The 16,676-nt window shown below is 61.8% G+C and carries 12 protein-coding genes; 7 read left to right on the forward strand and 5 right to left on the reverse strand.

The annotated features are described in order from the left end of the window. Nucleotides 1-206 precede the first annotated feature (206 nt). On the forward strand, nt 207-1,028 hold the full coding sequence (locus tag EB235_RS22375) for an SDR family oxidoreductase (RefSeq protein WP_027028874.1): 822 nt from the start codon (nt 207-209) through the stop codon (nt 1,026-1,028). A 94-nt stretch (nt 1,029-1,122) separates the two neighbouring features. Continuing rightward, nucleotides 1,123-2,097 carry an alpha/beta hydrolase gene (locus tag EB235_RS22380; protein ID WP_027028873.1) on the forward strand — a complete coding sequence of 325 codons (975 nt, stop codon included), beginning with the start codon at nt 1,123-1,125 and terminating at the stop codon, nt 2,095-2,097. Between the two features lie 105 nt (nt 2,098-2,202). Here EB235_RS22380 and EB235_RS22385 read toward each other — a convergent pair whose 3' ends face one another. Beyond that, nucleotides 2,203-3,627, reverse strand: a complete 1,425-nt coding sequence (locus EB235_RS22385) for a DEAD/DEAH box helicase (protein ID WP_027028872.1) — start codon at nt 3,625-3,627, stop codon at nt 2,203-2,205. A gap of 405 nt (nt 3,628-4,032) precedes the next feature. On the opposite strand from EB235_RS22385, the gene EB235_RS22390 reads away from it, so the two are divergent. After that, nucleotides 4,033-5,565 (forward strand): acyl-CoA carboxylase subunit beta, encoded by a 1,533-nt coding sequence (locus EB235_RS22390; protein WP_027028871.1) that lies wholly within the window; start codon nt 4,033-4,035, stop codon nt 5,563-5,565. Between the two features lie 18 nt (nt 5,566-5,583). Here the strand turns inward: EB235_RS22390 and EB235_RS22395 are convergent, their stop codons facing one another. Together EB235_RS22395 and EB235_RS22400 are read right to left on the reverse strand one after the other, a co-directional pair. After that, a complete protein-coding gene (locus EB235_RS22395; protein ID WP_027028870.1) occupies nt 5,584-7,590 on the reverse strand; it encodes a hypothetical protein in 2,007 nt (668 codons plus the stop codon). Beyond that, nucleotides 7,587-9,125: an NAD(P)H-hydrate dehydratase gene (locus tag EB235_RS22400; protein ID WP_027028869.1), complete on the reverse strand. Its 1,539-nt coding sequence runs from the start codon at nt 9,123-9,125 to the stop codon at nt 7,587-7,589. Before EB235_RS22400 ends, EB235_RS22395 begins: the two co-directional genes overlap by 4 nt. Nucleotides 9,126-9,478: 353 nt before the next feature. Between EB235_RS22400 and EB235_RS22405 the strand changes: the two genes are divergently transcribed. Both EB235_RS22405 and glnA read left to right on the forward strand, forming a co-directional pair. Then, the gene (locus tag EB235_RS22405) at nt 9,479-9,817 is read left to right on the forward strand and encodes a P-II family nitrogen regulator (RefSeq protein WP_006205430.1); all 339 of its coding nucleotides are present in this window, start codon (nt 9,479-9,481) and stop codon (nt 9,815-9,817) included. 63 nt (nt 9,818-9,880) lie between these two features. Then, on the forward strand, nt 9,881-11,290 hold the full coding sequence (gene glnA, locus EB235_RS22410; RefSeq protein WP_027028868.1) for a type I glutamate--ammonia ligase: 1,410 nt from the start codon (nt 9,881-9,883) through the stop codon (nt 11,288-11,290). A gap of 675 nt (nt 11,291-11,965) precedes the next feature. Here the strand turns inward: glnA and EB235_RS22415 are convergent. Further along, nucleotides 11,966-13,387, reverse strand: a complete 1,422-nt coding sequence (locus EB235_RS22415) for an APC family permease (protein ID WP_051429569.1) — start codon at nt 13,385-13,387, stop codon at nt 11,966-11,968. A 147-nt stretch (nt 13,388-13,534) separates the two neighbouring features. On the opposite strand from EB235_RS22415, the gene EB235_RS22420 reads away from it, so the two are divergent. Next, nucleotides 13,535-14,137, forward strand: a complete 603-nt coding sequence (locus tag EB235_RS22420) for a TetR/AcrR family transcriptional regulator (RefSeq protein ID WP_027028866.1) — start codon at nt 13,535-13,537, stop codon at nt 14,135-14,137. 32 nt (nt 14,138-14,169) lie between these two features. Then, nucleotides 14,170-15,336, forward strand: coding sequence for a P1 family peptidase (locus EB235_RS22425; RefSeq protein WP_032925345.1), 1,167 nt, complete (start codon nt 14,170-14,172; stop codon nt 15,334-15,336). Nucleotides 15,337-15,459: 123 nt separating this feature from the next. Here EB235_RS22425 and EB235_RS22430 read toward each other — a convergent pair whose 3' ends face one another. Further along, nucleotides 15,460-16,500, reverse strand: coding sequence for a glutamine synthetase beta-grasp domain-containing protein (locus EB235_RS22430; RefSeq protein ID WP_027028864.1), 1,041 nt, complete (start codon nt 16,498-16,500; stop codon nt 15,460-15,462). Between the last annotated feature and the right edge of the window lie 176 nt (nt 16,501-16,676).

The raw sequence follows: 16,676 nt of genomic DNA on the forward strand, positions 1-16,676 counted from the left end.
ATGCGCCGAAACCCTAGAAACCCGACGCTTCGGTTTCAAGGCAAGAATTTGTCTGGTCCAGTCGCATTTCCAGCACAGCCGTGCATGGACACCCCCAAGACCGGGTGGATATCGCACAGTTCATTTGCACCTGGCGTCGAAAAGCACTCTTTTCATTCGATTCCTTCGTCGCTAGAGCAAGACACCAACAAGTGACAGGGCACAGCATGACACTCTATCGGGCCGATCCGAAACATGGCGTCGCCTGGGTCACTGGCGGCTCAAGCGGCATTGGCCGCTCGCTGGCCAGGGATCTGGCGTCCCAGGGCTATGCTGTGGCGGTGACCGCGCTCGACGACGATCCGATCGACACGCTCATCGTCGAGACCGCGCAGATGCCGGGCAGCGTCACGGCTTTTCCCTGCGACGTCAGCGACGAACCGCGCATGGCAAGAACGGTTGCCGCGATCGAGAACGAACTCGGCCCGATCGTGCTCGCCATCTTCAATGCCGGAAACTACATTTCGACGCCCGGAGAGGCTCTCGTCGTCAAGGATTTTCGCCGCTCCTTCGAGGTCAATTATTTCGGCATCATCAACGGGTTGGTACCGGTCGTGGACTATATGCGCGTTCGGTCGCGCGGCCATGTCGTGCTCGTCGGATCGGTCACCGCCTATTTCGGCTGGCCGACCACGGCCGCCTATGGCGGGACCAAGGCAGCGATCAACATCCTGGCGGAGTCGCTGAAATACGATTTCGACAAGATGAACATCCGCGTCCAGGTGATAAATCCCGGTTTTGTCGACACGCCGCTGACCGAAAAGAACATGCTGCCGATGCCCGGCCTGATGCCGGTCAGCCGTGCGACGCGCCGGATGGTGAAGGGAATCAAATCCGGTGGCTTCGAAGTCACTTTTCCATACCGGACGAGCTGGCCTCTGAAATTTCTCAGTCTGCTGCCGAGGCCGGTGTGCAGAGGAGTGATCACCCTGATGACCAGTTGGAAGGCAAGGCCGCTGAACTACGACCGCAGGCCGCCAGGCAAATAGTACGCCGCCGAAATTGTTGCGTGCCGCGCCTCGGCCGGCGTTGCCTGATTGTGGCCGTCGCCATACGTTGAGATAATCTTGCGTGGAGTTTGCCATGGGGCGACGGATCGTGCTTGCCGTGCTGGGTCTCGTCGCCATCCTTGCACTGGCCTTCGTGCTTGGCCCACGCGTTCCCGTCGACACCACGATCCGCTTCGATCCCTCCGTCATCGGTGACGATCCGCAGGCCTATGTGGCCAAGGTGGAGGCCGCCGTGCCCGGCATCCGCGACGGGCTGGAGAAGGAGATCGTCTGGGCCGATCCGATGGTGCATGCCAGGACGCCGCTGTCGATCGTCTATATCCACGGCTTTTCCGCATCGAAGGGCGAGGTCCGCCCGCTGCCCGACGATGTGTCCGACCAGCTCGACGCCAACCTGTTCTACACCCGCCTTACCGGACACGGGCAGGACGGCGCAGCGATGACGCAAGGCAGCGTCAATGCCTGGATAAACGACTATGAGGAAGCGCTCGCCGTCGGACGAGCGATCGGCGATAAGGTGATCGTCATCTCGACTTCGACCGGCGGCTCGCTCGCGGCATGGGCGGCGACACAGCCCGGCGCTTCGGATGGGGTGGCGGCCATTGCGTTCATCTCGCCGAATTTCGGGGTGAAGGCATCCGGCGCCGAGATCCTGACCATGCCATGGGGCAAACAGATCGCCGAACTCGTTGCCGGCAAGGAACGCAGCTTCGTGCCGCGCAACGCACTGCACGAGAAATTCTGGACCCCCAAATATCCGATCGCCGCGACGATGCCGATGCAGGCGCTGACGGAACTTGCCTATGGCGCGCCAGTGGAGAAGGCTGATATCCCGGCCTTGTTCATTTTCTCGGACATGGACAAAGTGGTGCGGCCCGACCGCACGCGTGAGATCGCCGCCCGCTGGGGCGGCGCGCATGAGCTGGTCCCTATCGAAAGCTCTGGCGATCCCGACAATCACGTCATTGCCGGCGACGCGCTGTCGCCGTCGACCACGGCTTTCCTTGCGCAACGGATTGCCGTCTGGATCGAGGCGGTGGCGAAGTGAGGCTCTGAGACGAAAAAGGGCGGCTGAAGCATCGCTTCAGCCGCCCTTTCTTTCAGCCATCGTCAGTCAGGACGGACCGACTGGTCCGCCCCAACGGATGATGGGTCAAGCGGCGCGCGCTGCCGGACGCTTGCCGCCGAAGCGGCGCTTGTTGTTGCCCTTGAAGGCCGGCTTGGCGCCTTCCGGCTTGCGCTCACCGGCAAAGGCCGGCTTGTCGCCGAAGCGCTTCTTGCCAAAACCGTTGCCCTTGTTCTCGCCGCCGGGACGCCTGCCATCACGGCGACCGTTACGGTCGTTGCGATCATTGGCGGGCTCGAAGCGCTCGTTCTTTTCAGCCGGATTGCGCTGAGGATCGGGGCTGCCGAGATGGTCGGCAACGATCGGCAGCTTGGTGCGGATGATGCGCTCGACCTGGCGCAGCTTGCTGTTTTCGGAAGGATCGCAAAGCGTGATCGCAATGCCATCCATGCCGTTGCGGCCGGTACGGCCGATGCGGTGGACGTAGCTTTCGGCTTCGTCCGGCAGATCGAAATTCACGACATGGCTGATGCCGGGGACATCGATGCCGCGCGCGGCAATGTCAGTCGCGACCAGAATGCGCACCGAGCCCTCACGGAAGTCGTTGAGCGCCTTCTGACGGGCATTCTGCGACTTGTTGCCATGAATGACGGCGGCCTTGAAGCCGTCGCGCTCGAGGTCCTTGGTCACCCGGTCGGCACCATGCTTGGTACGCGAAAAGATGATGACGGACTTCATCGCCTCGTCGGCGAGCATCGTCGACAGAACCTGGCGCTTCTGCTTCGTGCGGGCGAAGACGACGCCCTGCACAATCTCGGCGGCAGCGGTGCTCTGCGGCGAGACTTCGATGCGGACGGGGCTCTTCAACAGGCCCTTGGCCAGTTCGGCGATCTCGTCGGGCATGGTGGCCGAGAACAGCGCCGTCTGGCGATCGGGCGCGGTCGCCTTGGCGATGCGCTTGACGTCGTTGATGAAGCCCATGTCGAGCATGCGGTCACCCTCGTCCAGCACCAGCCATTTGGTGTCGGAGAGGATGAGGTCACCCTCGCGCACGAGATCGGTCAAGCGACCGGGCGTGGCAATGAGGATGTCGACGCCGGGAGCAACCTTCTTTACCTGGCTGAAGCGCGAGACGCCGCCCAGTACCAGTGCGGTCGAGACGTGCTGGCCCTTTGCGAGGATCTTTATGGTGTCTTCGATCTGCACGGCGAGTTCGCGCGTCGGCGCCAGGATGAGCGCGCGGGTCGTCTTGGCGCGCCGCTTGGTGCCGAGTGCGATGATCTTGGAGAGAATCGGCAGTGCAAAGGCCGCGGTCTTGCCGGAGCCGGTCTGTGCGATGCCGAAAATGTCACGGCCTTCCAGCTGAGGCGGGATGGCCTGCGTCTGGATCGGCTTCGGTTCGGTGAAGCCGGCGGCATGGGTGGCCTTGAGCAGCGCACCCGTAATTCCCAGCGCCGCGAAACCGGAGAGTTCCCCAGTATCCTTGGCGGGTGAATTGTTTTCGTTGGTCAAAATAATCTTCTTTCACGCGGCCTCTTGGCCGCAAACATCGATGGCGGCAGGGCGCAACCTGCCGTCGAAAAATTTGATATGAAACGACAAGGCGGGCGGACGTAAACGTCCACTCGGCTGCGCTGTCGTGCCCGCAGGCATCATGCCACGGGGCTTTTTCACCGCTTGCCAACCAATCGGGGGCCGATCAGCCGAAAAAGAGGGAAAACAGACGCAACCAGTCTCATTTGTCGAGAAGGCCGGAATCTCCCGGCCCAAGCGCCTATGGGCTGCATATGGCTGAGTTCGCCCCGGAATGCAAGGGGCGTCATGTTGCAGCGCAGCAAAAACCGACCAAAAGCCAACGCTTGCGCTCACCGGCGGGCATCATTACCACAAATGCAGCTTCCATGTGGGGACCGAACGATGAAGGACGTGCTGAAGGAACTCGAGCGGCGCCGCGAGATCGCCCGCATGGGTGGCGGCCAGGCGCGCATCGATGCCCAGCACAAGAAGGGCAAGCTCACGGCGCGAGAGCGCATCGAGGTGTTCCTCGACGAAGGCTCTTTCGAGGAGTTCGACATGTATGTCGAGCATCGCTCGACCGATTTCGGCATGGAAAAGACCAAGATCGCCGGCGATGGCGTCGTCACCGGCTGGGGCACCGTCAACGGCCGCCCGGTCTACCTCTTCGCCAAGGATTTCACCGTGTTCGGCGGCTCGCTGTCGGAGGCGCACGCCGAGAAGGTCATCAAGGTGCAGGAAATGGCGCTGCGCAACCGCGCGCCGATCATCGGCCTCTACGATGCCGGCGGCGCGCGCATCCAGGAAGGTGTCGCGGCTCTCGGCGGCTATGCCGAGATCTTCCAGCGCAATGTGCTGGCGTCCGGCGTCATTCCGCAGATTTCCGTGATCATGGGCCCGTGCGCCGGCGGCGACGTCTATTCGCCTGCCATGACGGACTTCATCTTCATGGTGCGCGACACCTCCTACATGTTCGTCACCGGGCCGGATGTGGTGAAGACAGTGACCAACGAGACGGTCACCGCCGAGAGCCTCGGCGGCGCCTCGGTGCACACGACGAAATCCTCGATCGCCGACGGCGCCTACGACAATGATGTCGAGGCGTTGCTGCAGATGCGCCGGCTGGTCGATCTGCTGCCTGCTTCGAACACGTCGGAGCTTCCCGAGATCGAATGCTACCAGTCGGTGACCGACCATGATCTGTCGCTCGACCGGCTGATCCCCGACAACGCCAACAAGCCCTATGACATCAAGGAGCTGATCCTGAAGGTCGCCGATGAAGGCGATTTCTTCGAGATCCAGCAGAGTTTTGCCAAGAATATCGTCACCGGCTTCGGGCGTGTCGAAGGCCGCACGGTCGGCTTCGTCGCCAACCAGCCGATGGTGCTGGCCGGCGTGCTCGATTCCGACGCCAGCCGCAAGGCGGCCCGCTTCGTGCGTTTCTGCGACTGTTTTTCGATCCCGATCGTCACCTTCGTCGATGTGCCCGGCTTCCTGCCCGGTACCGCTCAAGAGTACGGCGGACTGATCAAGCACGGCGCGAAACTGCTGTTTGCCTATGCCGAGGCGACCGTGCCGAAGATCACCGTCATCACCAGAAAAGCCTATGGCGGCGCCTATGACGTCATGGCCTCAAAACATCTGCGCGGCGACATGAACTATGCGTGGCCGACTGCACAGATCGCCGTCATGGGCGCCAGGGGCGCGGTCGAGATCATCTACCGCAAGGACATCGGCGACGCGGAAAAGATCGCAGCCCATACAAAGGCTTACGAGGATCGCTTCCTGTCGCCTTTCGTCGCAGCCGAGCGCGGCTATGTCGATGAGGTGATCATGCCGCACTCGACCCGCCGCCGTATTGCGCGCGCGCTCAGGATGCTGCGCAACAAGGACATGCAGAACCCCTGGAAGAAGCATGACAACATCCCGCTGTGAGAGGTAGCTGTCGAGCCCTCACTCTTCCTCCGCAGCGCCGAACCCTGCGTCCAAGGTGGTGCTGGTAGGGCTCGCCCAGGGTGTCGCGTGGTTGTCGATGCGCATCTGGAAGATGAAATAGGTCGGCGAGCAGAAGCCGATGCCTTTCACTTTTGAAATGCCCGGCGTGTCAGGCGGCATTGATTGGCACATATAATCCTCGCGGCAGAAATGCTCGGCATCGCAGGCTGGCCGGTTGCCGCGATTGACGGCGCCGCCGAGGCACTGGTCGAAATTGTTGGTCGCCACGCAGACATCGAATTTCTTGCCGCCGACCAGCCCGCAGATCTCGTTCGGCATCGGTTTGCCGGCCTTGAAAGCCGTGAAAGCACGATCCTTGTCGTCGCAGGCGCGATAGGCGATGCCGGCCGGCACGCCGATCTTCGGCGGGCGGCACGTATAGGCGGTGCGCGAGACATCCGGCGCGAAGGCCGCGAACTGACCCGTGATGCCGTAGCGGTCGTTGAACGGTTGCGCCGCGTTGCTGGTGATAGACCCGGTCAGGCAGGGATGGCCGGAAAACATCTTTTCGCTGTCCTTGGGCAACAGACATTGCGCCAGAGTGGTGCGCACACCTGATGCGGTTGCCAGCGGCGTGCAGACCGTGCCGCTGCCGCATTGCCAGGTCGCGCCGAAGCGCTTTGCATCGTCCGGCATCAGGCATGGCATCGTCATCTCGGCCGGCGCGTAGTCGACATCGCCTGCATCGGTCCACGTGGCAGGCGGTGCGAAGGACAGCGGCCGGAAGCGGTTCGGCTCCTTGCCCTCGGCAGTAGCGTGCAGCCAAGCCTGGCGGCGCGGGATCTCGGCATGGAGATGCGGCGAGATGCCGACCTCGATGTGGTTCAAAGGCGACGTGGTCTTGTCGTCGAGGCCGATGAAATGAAAACCGGCGGTGGAACCTGCCTGATGACAGCCCTGGCAGGCGCCATTGTCCAGCCGCTCGACCAGCGCCTCCGGCGTGCGGACCAGTTTTAGCGCCGCATAGTCCAGTCGGGCGAAATCCGCTGGCTGGAACAGTGGTGTGAACGGATGGTTGGCCTGTCTGGCGCTGCCGAAGGTCGACCACGAGATGACCTTCTTCGCCAGGAATTCATCGGGGATTTCGTAGGCGCCAAGATCGACCGCCGTAACATTGGCGCTGACGTAATCGGCGAGCCTTTTCTTCAGCGTCGCATCATCCGAGAGCCGCGCGACGTCAGGCGTGTTCTCCAGCGGCTTCTCGCTGACGGTGGCGCCATCGATGGCGAAGATTCGCATGAGGTAGGCGGCCTGCCCGCCGAATTCGGTCTCCTGGCCGGAGGGAAAGCGCACCACCTGTGCGTTGAGTTCGAGCTGCTTGAAGGTCAGCCCCGTCTTTTCCAGCGGCCCACCGATCAGCCAGCCGGCGTCGACGCTCTCGTCCAGCTGCGGCGTCCAGCGCCCGGCAACCCCGACGCAGCCACCATCGGCATCGGGCGCTACGCTGTAGACGGCGTTGAAGTTGAACGGCAGCCGCGAGGCCAGCAGTTTGCCGCTCTTCCGGAAGCTGTAGGCCAGTCGATAGATGAAACGCACCTCGCCGCAGCTCTTGTCACCCAGTAGCGCGGCAAAGTCGCGACGGTCGAGCCTATTGACGACGCCGACCAGCCGGAAGCGTGCCGCCTCGGTCTTCAGCCAGCGCATATCCATGATGCGGCCGACGTTGCCGTCGGTCACCTCGTAGAGCGTGCGCCCGCCGGCCTTCATCTCGGCGCGCAGCGTGGCAATGTCTGATGCCACGGTATCGACGATCGCATGATAGGCTGGCGCCTTCTCATAGAGGGTTTTCAAATCGCCCTCGCCCGCCACGCCAAAAAGTGCGGCGAAGCCGTAGCCCTTGGCATCGAGGGTGGCGAGCACCGCCGGGTCATCGACGATGGTCACCGGATTTTCGGCGGCATTTGCCAACTGTGCCGCGAGGGCCACCATGACGAGCGTGGTGAGAAGGAGAGCAAGTCGTCTCATCGAAGGTCCGGCTGGCTTTCGATCAGGTCACGCAGCACCGGGACCAGGGCCATCGGCAAATCCTCGGCAATCAATCCTGGCCCGAAACGGCGGCCGGCTTCAGCGTGGATCCAGACTGCGGCACAAGCTGCCTGGAAGGGCGCCATGCCCTGCGCCAGCAATCCAGCGGCGATACCCGACAGAACGTCACCCGACCCAGCCGTAGCGAGCCACGGCGCGCCGTTGGCGTTGATTGCCGCCCTACCATCAGGAGCCGCGATCACGGTGTCGGCGCCCTTGTAGACGACAACTGCGTTCGCAAGCTTAGCAGCCGCTCGCGCTTTGGCCAATTTGGAGCTTTTTTTGTTGCCTGCAATGTCCGGGAACAATCGGCCAAACTCGCCTTCATGCGGTGTGATGATCAAAGACGGTGCTCCGACACGGCCTGCCGCCCCGAACAATATCGCAGGATCGTCTCGAAACGCCGTGATGCCATCGGCGTCCAGCACGATACCACCCAGATCGATTCTACGTTGCATGTCATAGAGAGGTTCTTGGGCAAGCAACCACAAGGCAAAATCGCGAGCCTTATCGCCAAAGCCAAATCCGGGGCCGAGCACATATGCCGATGGCTGGCGTTCGCTCATGAATTCGTCGATGTCCGCAGTTGTGTCGGCCTTGCGCAACATGATCGATGTCAAATGCCCGGCGTTCACCTGCATGGCATTCCCGGGCGAAAGGATGGTTACCGCCCCCGCCCCGATTCGAGCTGCAGCCAAGGCCGACAACCTCGCAGCCCCGGTCGAGCTTGGCCCACCGGAAAAGACAGCAACATGGCCGCGTTTGTATTTATGGGCATCGACAGCCGTTCTCGGGAAGTACCATCGCAGCCAAAGGTCGGGCGTGTTCTCGAACGCCTCGACCTTGAGCTGTTCGACGATCCCATCCGGGATGCCGATATCGGCGACGATGATCTCGCCGCACACCCTGCGTCCCGGCATTAGAAGATGGCCGGGCTTTTTTCGCACGAAAGTCACCGTCACGGCGGCGTCGAAATACCCTCTCATCTGCCCAGTCTCGCCGGACACACCTGAAGGCAAATCGATCGCCACGACTGGCACTTTCTCCGCACCGCTAATCCCTGAAGCCGCCTGAGCGTAGGGAGAAAGGTTCTTTGAAAGTCCGGCGCCATAGAGCGCGTCGACGACAACCTCGCCTTCTGTGGTATCGAAATAATTCAGATGGTTGACCGGCAGATTGCAGGCCTCGGAAGCCAGCGACGCATCGCTCCCAGCTTCTTGCTTGCCTTCGGCCCAGACGGCGACGTTCATGCCAGCCTCGGCCAGCAACCGCGCCACCACATAGCCATCGCCGCCATTGTTGCCGGGACCGCACAGCACGTGCACGCGGCTCGCCGCGGGATAGCGCGCCAGGACGATGGCAGCGACCGCCTCGCCGGCGCGCTGCATCAGGCCATAACCGTCAAGTGGGCCGGCTGCGATTGCCAGCCGGTCCGCCTCGCTCATTTCGGCGGGAGAAAGAAGTTCGTTGCTCATGGATTGCCGATCCGCATTCGATCAAGCATTGTCCAGTTTGTGGTTCGAAGCAAACAGGAGGAGTTGCAACGATCTGCCGCCATACCGTTCAGATGGATGTCGCGGCGCAGAACTGCCCGCAACATGGGCGATCTGCCTAATTTTTGTGCGGACATGAGGGCGACAACCGATCGGGCTTCAGCAGCCATGCCGCATCCGGTGCAGCGAATGACGCGAAAGTGCATCTCGGCGTGGCGCGACTTTGAAATCATATGATACCGCTTCGAATCCGTCTATCTGGCACAGTTCGTGCTTGAAAGAGGCGCAAGCGGGGGGTCAAAACCCGTTTTTTGGCAGTGGAGGCCACTTTTTACATGAAAAAGATCGAAGCGATCATCAAGCCATTCAAGCTCGACGAAGTGAAGGAAGCGCTTCAGGAGGCCGGACTGCAAGGCATCACGGTGACCGAGGCCAAGGGTTTCGGGCGCCAGAAGGGCCACACCGAACTCTACCGTGGCGCCGAATATGTCGTCGATTTCCTGCCCAAGGTGAAAATCGAGGTCGTGCTCGGCGACGATGCTGTCGAAGGCGCGATCGAAGCCATCCGCAAGGCGGCCCAGACCGGCCGCATCGGCGACGGCAAGATCTTCGTCTCCAACATCGAGGAAGTCGTGCGCATCCGCACCGGCGAGACCGGAATGGACGCGGTCTGACGAGGCCATCCTCCAGGAAACGTCATCCATCAAAAAACACGTCACCAAACAGGGATACATGACATGACGACAGCCAAAGACATCATGAAGCAGATCAAGGACAACGACGTGAAATTCGTCGACCTGCGCTTCACCGACCCGAAGGGCAAGCTGCAGCACGTGACGATGGATGTCGTCGAGGTCGAGGAAGACATGTTTGCCGACGGCGTCATGTTCGACGGCTCCTCGATTGCCGGCTGGAAGGCAATCAACGAGTCCGACATGGTGCTGATGCCCGATCCGGACACGGTCCACATGGACCCGTTCTTCGCGCAGTCGACCATGGTCATCCTGTGCGACATTCTCGACCCGGTCTCGGGCGAATCCTACAACCGCGATCCGCGCGGCACAGCCAAGAAGGCCGAAGCCTACATGAAGGCCGAAGGCATCGGCGACACTATCTATGTCGGCCCGGAAGCCGAATTCTTCGTCTTCGACGACGTCAAGTACAAGGCCGATCCCTACAACACCGGCTTCCAGCTCGATTCCACCGAACTGCCGTCCAATGACGACACCGACTACGAGACCGGCAATCTCGGCCACCGCCCGCGCGTCAAGGGCGGCTATTTCCCGGTGCCGCCGATCGATTCCGCGCAGGACATGCGCTCCGAAATGCTGACCGTGCTCGCCGAAATGGGTGTGCGCGTCGAAAAGCATCATCATGAAGTCGCTGCCGCCCAGCATGAGCTTGGCATCAAGTTCGACGCGCTGGTGCGCAACGCCGACAAGATGCTGATCTACAAATATGTCGTGCACCAGGTCGCCAACGCCTATGGCAAGACGGCAACCTTCATGCCGAAGCCGATCTTCGGCGACAACGGTTCGGGCATGCATGTCCACATGTCGATTTGGAAGGGTGGCAAGCCGACCTTCGCCGGCAATGAATATGCCGGCCTGTCGGAGAATTGCCTGTTCTTCATCGGCGGCGTCATCAAGCACGCCAAGGCGGTCAACGCGTTCACCAACCCGCTGACCAACTCCTATAAGCGCCTGGTGCCTGGCTACGAAGCGCCGGTGCTGCTCGCCTATTCAGCGCGTAACCGCTCGGCCTCGTGCCGCATTCCGTTCGGCTCGTCGCCGAAGGCCAAGCGCGTCGAAGTGCGCTTCCCCGATCCGGGCGCGAATCCCTACTTGGCCTTCTCCGCGTTGCTGATGGCCGGTCTCGACGGCATCAAGAACAAGATCCATCCGGGACAGCCGATGGACAAGGATCTCTACGACCTGCCGCCGAAGGAACTGAAGAAGATCCCGACCGTCTGCGGGTCGCTGCGTGAAGCACTCCAGAGCCTCGACAAGGATCGCGGCTTCCTGAAGGCCGGCGGCGTCTTCGACGACGACCAGATCGACAGCTACATCGAGCTGAAAATGGCCGAGGTGATGCGCTTCGAAATGACCCCGCATCCGGTCGAATACGATATGTATTATTCGGTTTAAGATCCCGCTGGGATAACAATGAAAGCCCTTGAAGGTTTTCCGCCTTCAAGGGCTTTTTGCTGTCACCCAATGGCCATCGATCGCGTGGCGGGCCACGCAACAACGGGCACTCTCTTCTGGTTTTAGGGATCGTTTGATAGCTGGACTTGCCTGGGCCTGTGGCCACCAGCAGAAGCCGCGAATAAAGGCTGGCCGGCGACTCTTCGATCGCAATCGATCGCCAGGAGCGAGCGGCGCACTGCCTCAGGCTGCAATGCCCGCTCGTCCGGCGCCCCCGCCAATGCCGTCGTTCAAGAAACCCCGCCCCGTTCGAACAGCATCGCTTTGGCGTAACCCCGGCCACGAATACGCATGCCGCGGCGTGATCTGTCAACGCCGCCGGCCAGAGGTGTTGAACGTCGATTTCGGTGTTTGATCAGAGGCTTATATAACTGATCATTGGTGTACGGACGACCTGAAACAGGCCGTTTTCCGGGCTTTTTCCGGGAACGCGGAACAGCATGCCACCCGTGGTGGCATTCAGCGTCAGCCAAAAGCCTCTCGGCCCGGTGAATTTACCCGATCCTTTTCAACCTGACTTTTTTTGGGGGAATTCGCTTCGCCGGGCCAGCAGGACAAAAAGAACCCCGGCAAGGGCCGGGGTTCTCGCACAGACAGAGCGTCGGAGGGCGACGCCTATCCGGCAAGCTCGTCGGGGCCGTGCAGGTTCCAGTCCGTTCGCCTGGCCAGCACCAGCACATAGTAGATCGCCGCCACGGCCATGATCAGCAGCGTCGCAATCAGGCTCGGGCGCCCGAAGGCGGCATCGAGCAGGTTCTGGTAGGCGACATAGATCAGTGCCACGAAGGCAAGGATGGCTGGAACCGGAAACAAGGGCATGCGGTAGTGTCCGCCAGAGGTGCTGCCGTTGCGGCGCCCGGCAAACACCGCCACGCACAGAAGCGCGTAGATCACCACCAGCGAGGTGCCGCTGACCACCAGCAGCAGGTTGATGTCGATGAAGCAGGCGATCGCCGCCAGTACCGACACGACAATGGTGGCGATCCATGGCGATGCGTAGCTGCCATGGACGGACGCGACCGCGGCATTGATCGGGCCGAACCAGGTCTTGTCGCGGCCGGAACTGAACAGCAGCCGCGCCGCCTGCAGGATGATGGCGATGACCGCGTTGAAGATGGCAACCGCGACGGCAAGGCTGATCAGCACCGTCAACGCATGGCCACCGCGCGCCTCGAGGAAATATTCTATCTTCTGGGGCGCGGCGAGCAATGCTGCAATATCCGGCGACCCCAGCAACACGGCCGTCAGCGGAATGAGTTCCGCCGCGACGGTGATCAAAAGCGCCCAGACCACGACCTTGCCGATGTTGCGCTTGGCGTCCTGCGTCTCCTCACCAAAATAGGCGGCCGCGCCATAGCCATTATAGGCAAACAGCGAAACGGCGGTGGCCGCTAGGATGATCCCGGCCGACGCCGGCACCAGCGTGTTGGTGGCATCGAGCAATTGCGGCGACGTGAACAGGCTCGACAGCGGCCGCTCGACATGGGCAAAGCCGAGCCCGGTCAGGACCAGCAGAGCCAGCATTTCGATGCCGAGGAAGATGCCGGTGACGAAGGCGTTGAGCTTGATACGCATGGCCGCGACCGTGCCGGCCAGCGCGATCGTCACCACGCCAACCCATTGCGGGCTCAGATTGGGAATGAGCACACCGAGATAGGTGCCGACGCCGAGCGCGATGACGGCGACGATCAGCACGATCGAGACGAACACCAGCACCAGTGTGACAAAGCCCCAGAAGTGGCCGAGCGTGCGGCCGATCATGGTGTATTCACCACCCGCCATCGGATAGGCCGACGACAATTCGGCATAAACGAAGGCCATGAACAGCCCGATGACGGCGGCAATGACGAAACTCAGGAATGAGCCGGTGCCAGCGAGCGCGATGACGCCGGGCACGATGATGAACACCGAGGATGCCGGCGTCACGGCCGACAGCACGATCATCAGCGTGCCCAGAGCATTGAGCGCCCGATCCAGTCCCTTGGCGGTTGGAGCAGCCTTGTCGGCCGCTCCTGTTGTTGCTTCGTTTGTAGACATCGTCCTCCCCTTTTTTTAATAAGATAAAAATTATCCTCCGCAGCGGAACCTATCGATGGAGTCAGATATCGTCAACAAATATGGTTCATTGGTGCTTGCAAAATTTCGCGCACTCGCTTTAAACTGAATTGAATTCAGGAAACAGAAATGGGACGACCCAAAACTCAGACCGATCGCCGCCTCACGCTCGTCGCGGCGGCAGAATCGATGATCGCCAGGCGCGGCCTCGCCGCCGTCACGCTGCGCGACGTTGCCAATGAGGCAGGGATGAGTTCGAGCGCCCTGCTCTATTACTATCCCGGCCTGAAGGACCTGCTGGACGATGTGCAGCGCAAGGCTGTCGAGCGGTTCTGCACGATACGTGCGGCGTCGGTCACCGAGATCGCCGATCCCCGGTTGCGCCTGAAGACGATGATCGAGAACGGGCTGCCGACCGATGCGGACGACCAGCTCTGCCGGCTGCTGCTCGAACTCGGCGCCTATTCGCGCTCGGATGCGAGCTATGCTGCCCGCCACATCACTTTGTTCGAGCGACAGGTGTCGATCTATGTCGGCATTCTGGAAGCGGGTGCCGCCACCGGCATCTTCAAACTGCAGGCCACCAGCGAGACGATCGCGCGCAGCCTTGTAGTGCTCGAGGACGGCCTGGGGCTGCATCTCGTCAATCTCGTGCCGGCGGTCGATCAGGCTTCGGCGCTGGCAATCCTGACCAGCTATGCCGAGCTCGCGACCGGCTGCAGCCTTCGCTGAGCCGGCTTACATCAGCGGAGCGAGACCCAAGCATGGACCAACTGCCGACCCACACCGCCACACCAGCCGGCAAAGCGCGGGCCCGCGCGCTCGGCATTCTCTTGCAAGGCACGCCCGGCCCCGCCAATGCCATCACCGATGTCGGTGGCGTCCTGGTCGGTTACTCCACGATCGTCAAGGGCGAAGGCAAGCTCAGTCTCGGACAGGGACCGGTGCGCACCGGGGTGACGGCCATCCTGCCGTTCGGCCATGACGGCGTCGGCATTGCTTGCGCCGCCGGCTATCATTCCTTCAACGGCAATGGCGAAATGACCGGCGCATCATGGATCGAGGAGGCCGGCAGCATCAGCCTGCCGATCCTGATCACCAACACCCATGCGGTCGGCCCTTGCCATCGCGGCGTCATCGACTGGGTGGCGCGCCACAAACCGGATCTCGCCAACCAGTGGCTGCTGCCGGTGGTGGCCGAAACCTGGGACGGCTATCTCAACGACATCAACGGCTCGCATGTCACTGTCGATCACGCCATGGCCGCAATCGACAACGCGGCTGGCGGCCGCATCGAGGAAGGCTCGGTCGGCGGTGGCACCGGCATGAACTGCTATGCCTTCAAGGGCGGCTCGGGTACGGCCTCGCGGATCGTCGACTACGGCCATCGCTCCTACACGGTCGGTGTCTTCCTGCAGGCCAATTTCGGGTCGCGGCGCGAACTCACCATCGCCGGCGTACCGCTTGGTGATCAGCTGGCAGACGACAACCCGATGGAGGCGTACTTCCGGGGTGGCCCGACGGGCGCTGGCTCCTGCATCGGCATCATCGCCACCGACGCGCCACTCTTGCCGGGCCAATGCAAGGCGCTGGCCCGGCGCGTGCCGCTCGGCCTGGCGCGGACCGGGACTACAGGCTCGCATTTCTCCGGCGATATTTTCCTCGGCTTCTCAACCGCCAACCGCGATGCGCTCACCGGCCGTTTCCCGAAGGGGCCGGCCGGCGAATTGAGCTACAGCCACATGGACTTCATCCCGTGGGGCCGCATGGATGATTTCTACACCGCCGTCGTGCAAGCGACCGAAGAGGCGGTGCTCAATGCGCTCGTCGCCAACAGCGACATGACCGGCCGCGACGGCAACCGCAGTCCCGCCTTGCCACATGCCAAGGTGCTGGCCGCGTTGAAAGCACGCGGAGCTGTTGCCGCTTGAAGGCGGCCAGCTAGACACCTTGCGCGAGCATCACGAAAAAGGCCCCGGCGTTTTGCGCCGGGGCCTTTTTTCGATCGGTTGTTTCTCTGCAGCGAGGACCTTGCGATCCGCGCCGCGAAACAATCAGGCAGCGGCCGAAACCTTCGCGTCGGTCGCAACTTCCGAGATTGTCTTCAGGATCTGCGAGGCGATCTGGTAGGGGTCGCCTTGCGAATTCGGGCGACGGTCTTCCAGATAGCCCTTGTAGTCATTCTTGATGAAGGAATGCGGCACGCGGATCGACGCGCCACGGTCGGCGATGCCATAGCTGAACTTGTTCCATGGCGCGGTCTCGTGTTTGCCGGTCAGACGCTTGTCGTTGTCGGGACCGTAGACGGCGATGTGGTCCATCAGGTTCTTGTCGAACTGCGCCATCAGCGATTCGAAATACGCCTTGCCGCCGACTTCGCGCATATAGGCAGTCGAGAAGTTGGCATGCATGCCCGAGCCGTTCCAATCGGTATCGCCGAGCGGCTTGCAGTGGAACTCGATGTCGATGCGGTATTTTTCGGTGAGGCGCAGAAGCAAATAGCGGGCGATCCACATCTGGTCGGCGGCCTTCTTGGAGCCCTTGCCAAAGATCTGGAATTCCCACTGGCCCTTTGCCACTTCGGCATTGATGCCTTCATGGTTGATGCCGGCTGCAAGGCAGAGGTCGAGATGGTCCTCGACGATCTGGCGCGCGACATCGCCGACATTCTTGTAGCCGACGCCGGTGTAGTACGGACCCTGCGGTGCGGGATAGCCGGTCTCCGGGAAGCCGAGCGGGCGACCGTCCTTATAGAAGAAATACTCCTGCTCGAAGCCGAACCAGGCACCCTCGTCGTCGAGGATGGTGGCGCGCTTGTTGGAGGCGTGCGGCGTGACACCGTCGGGCATCATGACTTCGCACATGACCAGCACGCCATTGGTGCGGGTCGGGTCCGGATAGGCCGCGACCGGCTTCAGAACGCAGTCGGAGCTGTGGCCCTCGGCCTGCATCGTGGAGGAGCCATCGAAACCCCACAGCGGAAGTTCTTCGAGGGTGGGGAATTCGGCGAATTCCTTGACCTGCGTCTTGCCGCGAAGGTTGGGGACCGGGGTGTATCCATCGAGCCAGATATACTCGAGCTTGTATTTCGTCATTCTAGCCTCTCGTTGCTTGTTCACCGAACACCAAACGGCGTCGACATGCGTGCGCCGTCAGCAGCCGGCGCTGCCGATTCCTAAAATGCAAATCGTGTGCCACTCCGACATCGTCGGGTGCGGCAAAATGGCCGCGATATCGCGCTGAATTTGCTGAGCCGCCTCATCACTGGATC

It is taken from the genome of Mesorhizobium loti R88b, assembly GCF_013170845.1.
In the GTDB taxonomy this organism is placed as follows: Bacteria; Pseudomonadota; Alphaproteobacteria; order Rhizobiales; family Rhizobiaceae; genus Mesorhizobium; species Mesorhizobium loti_B.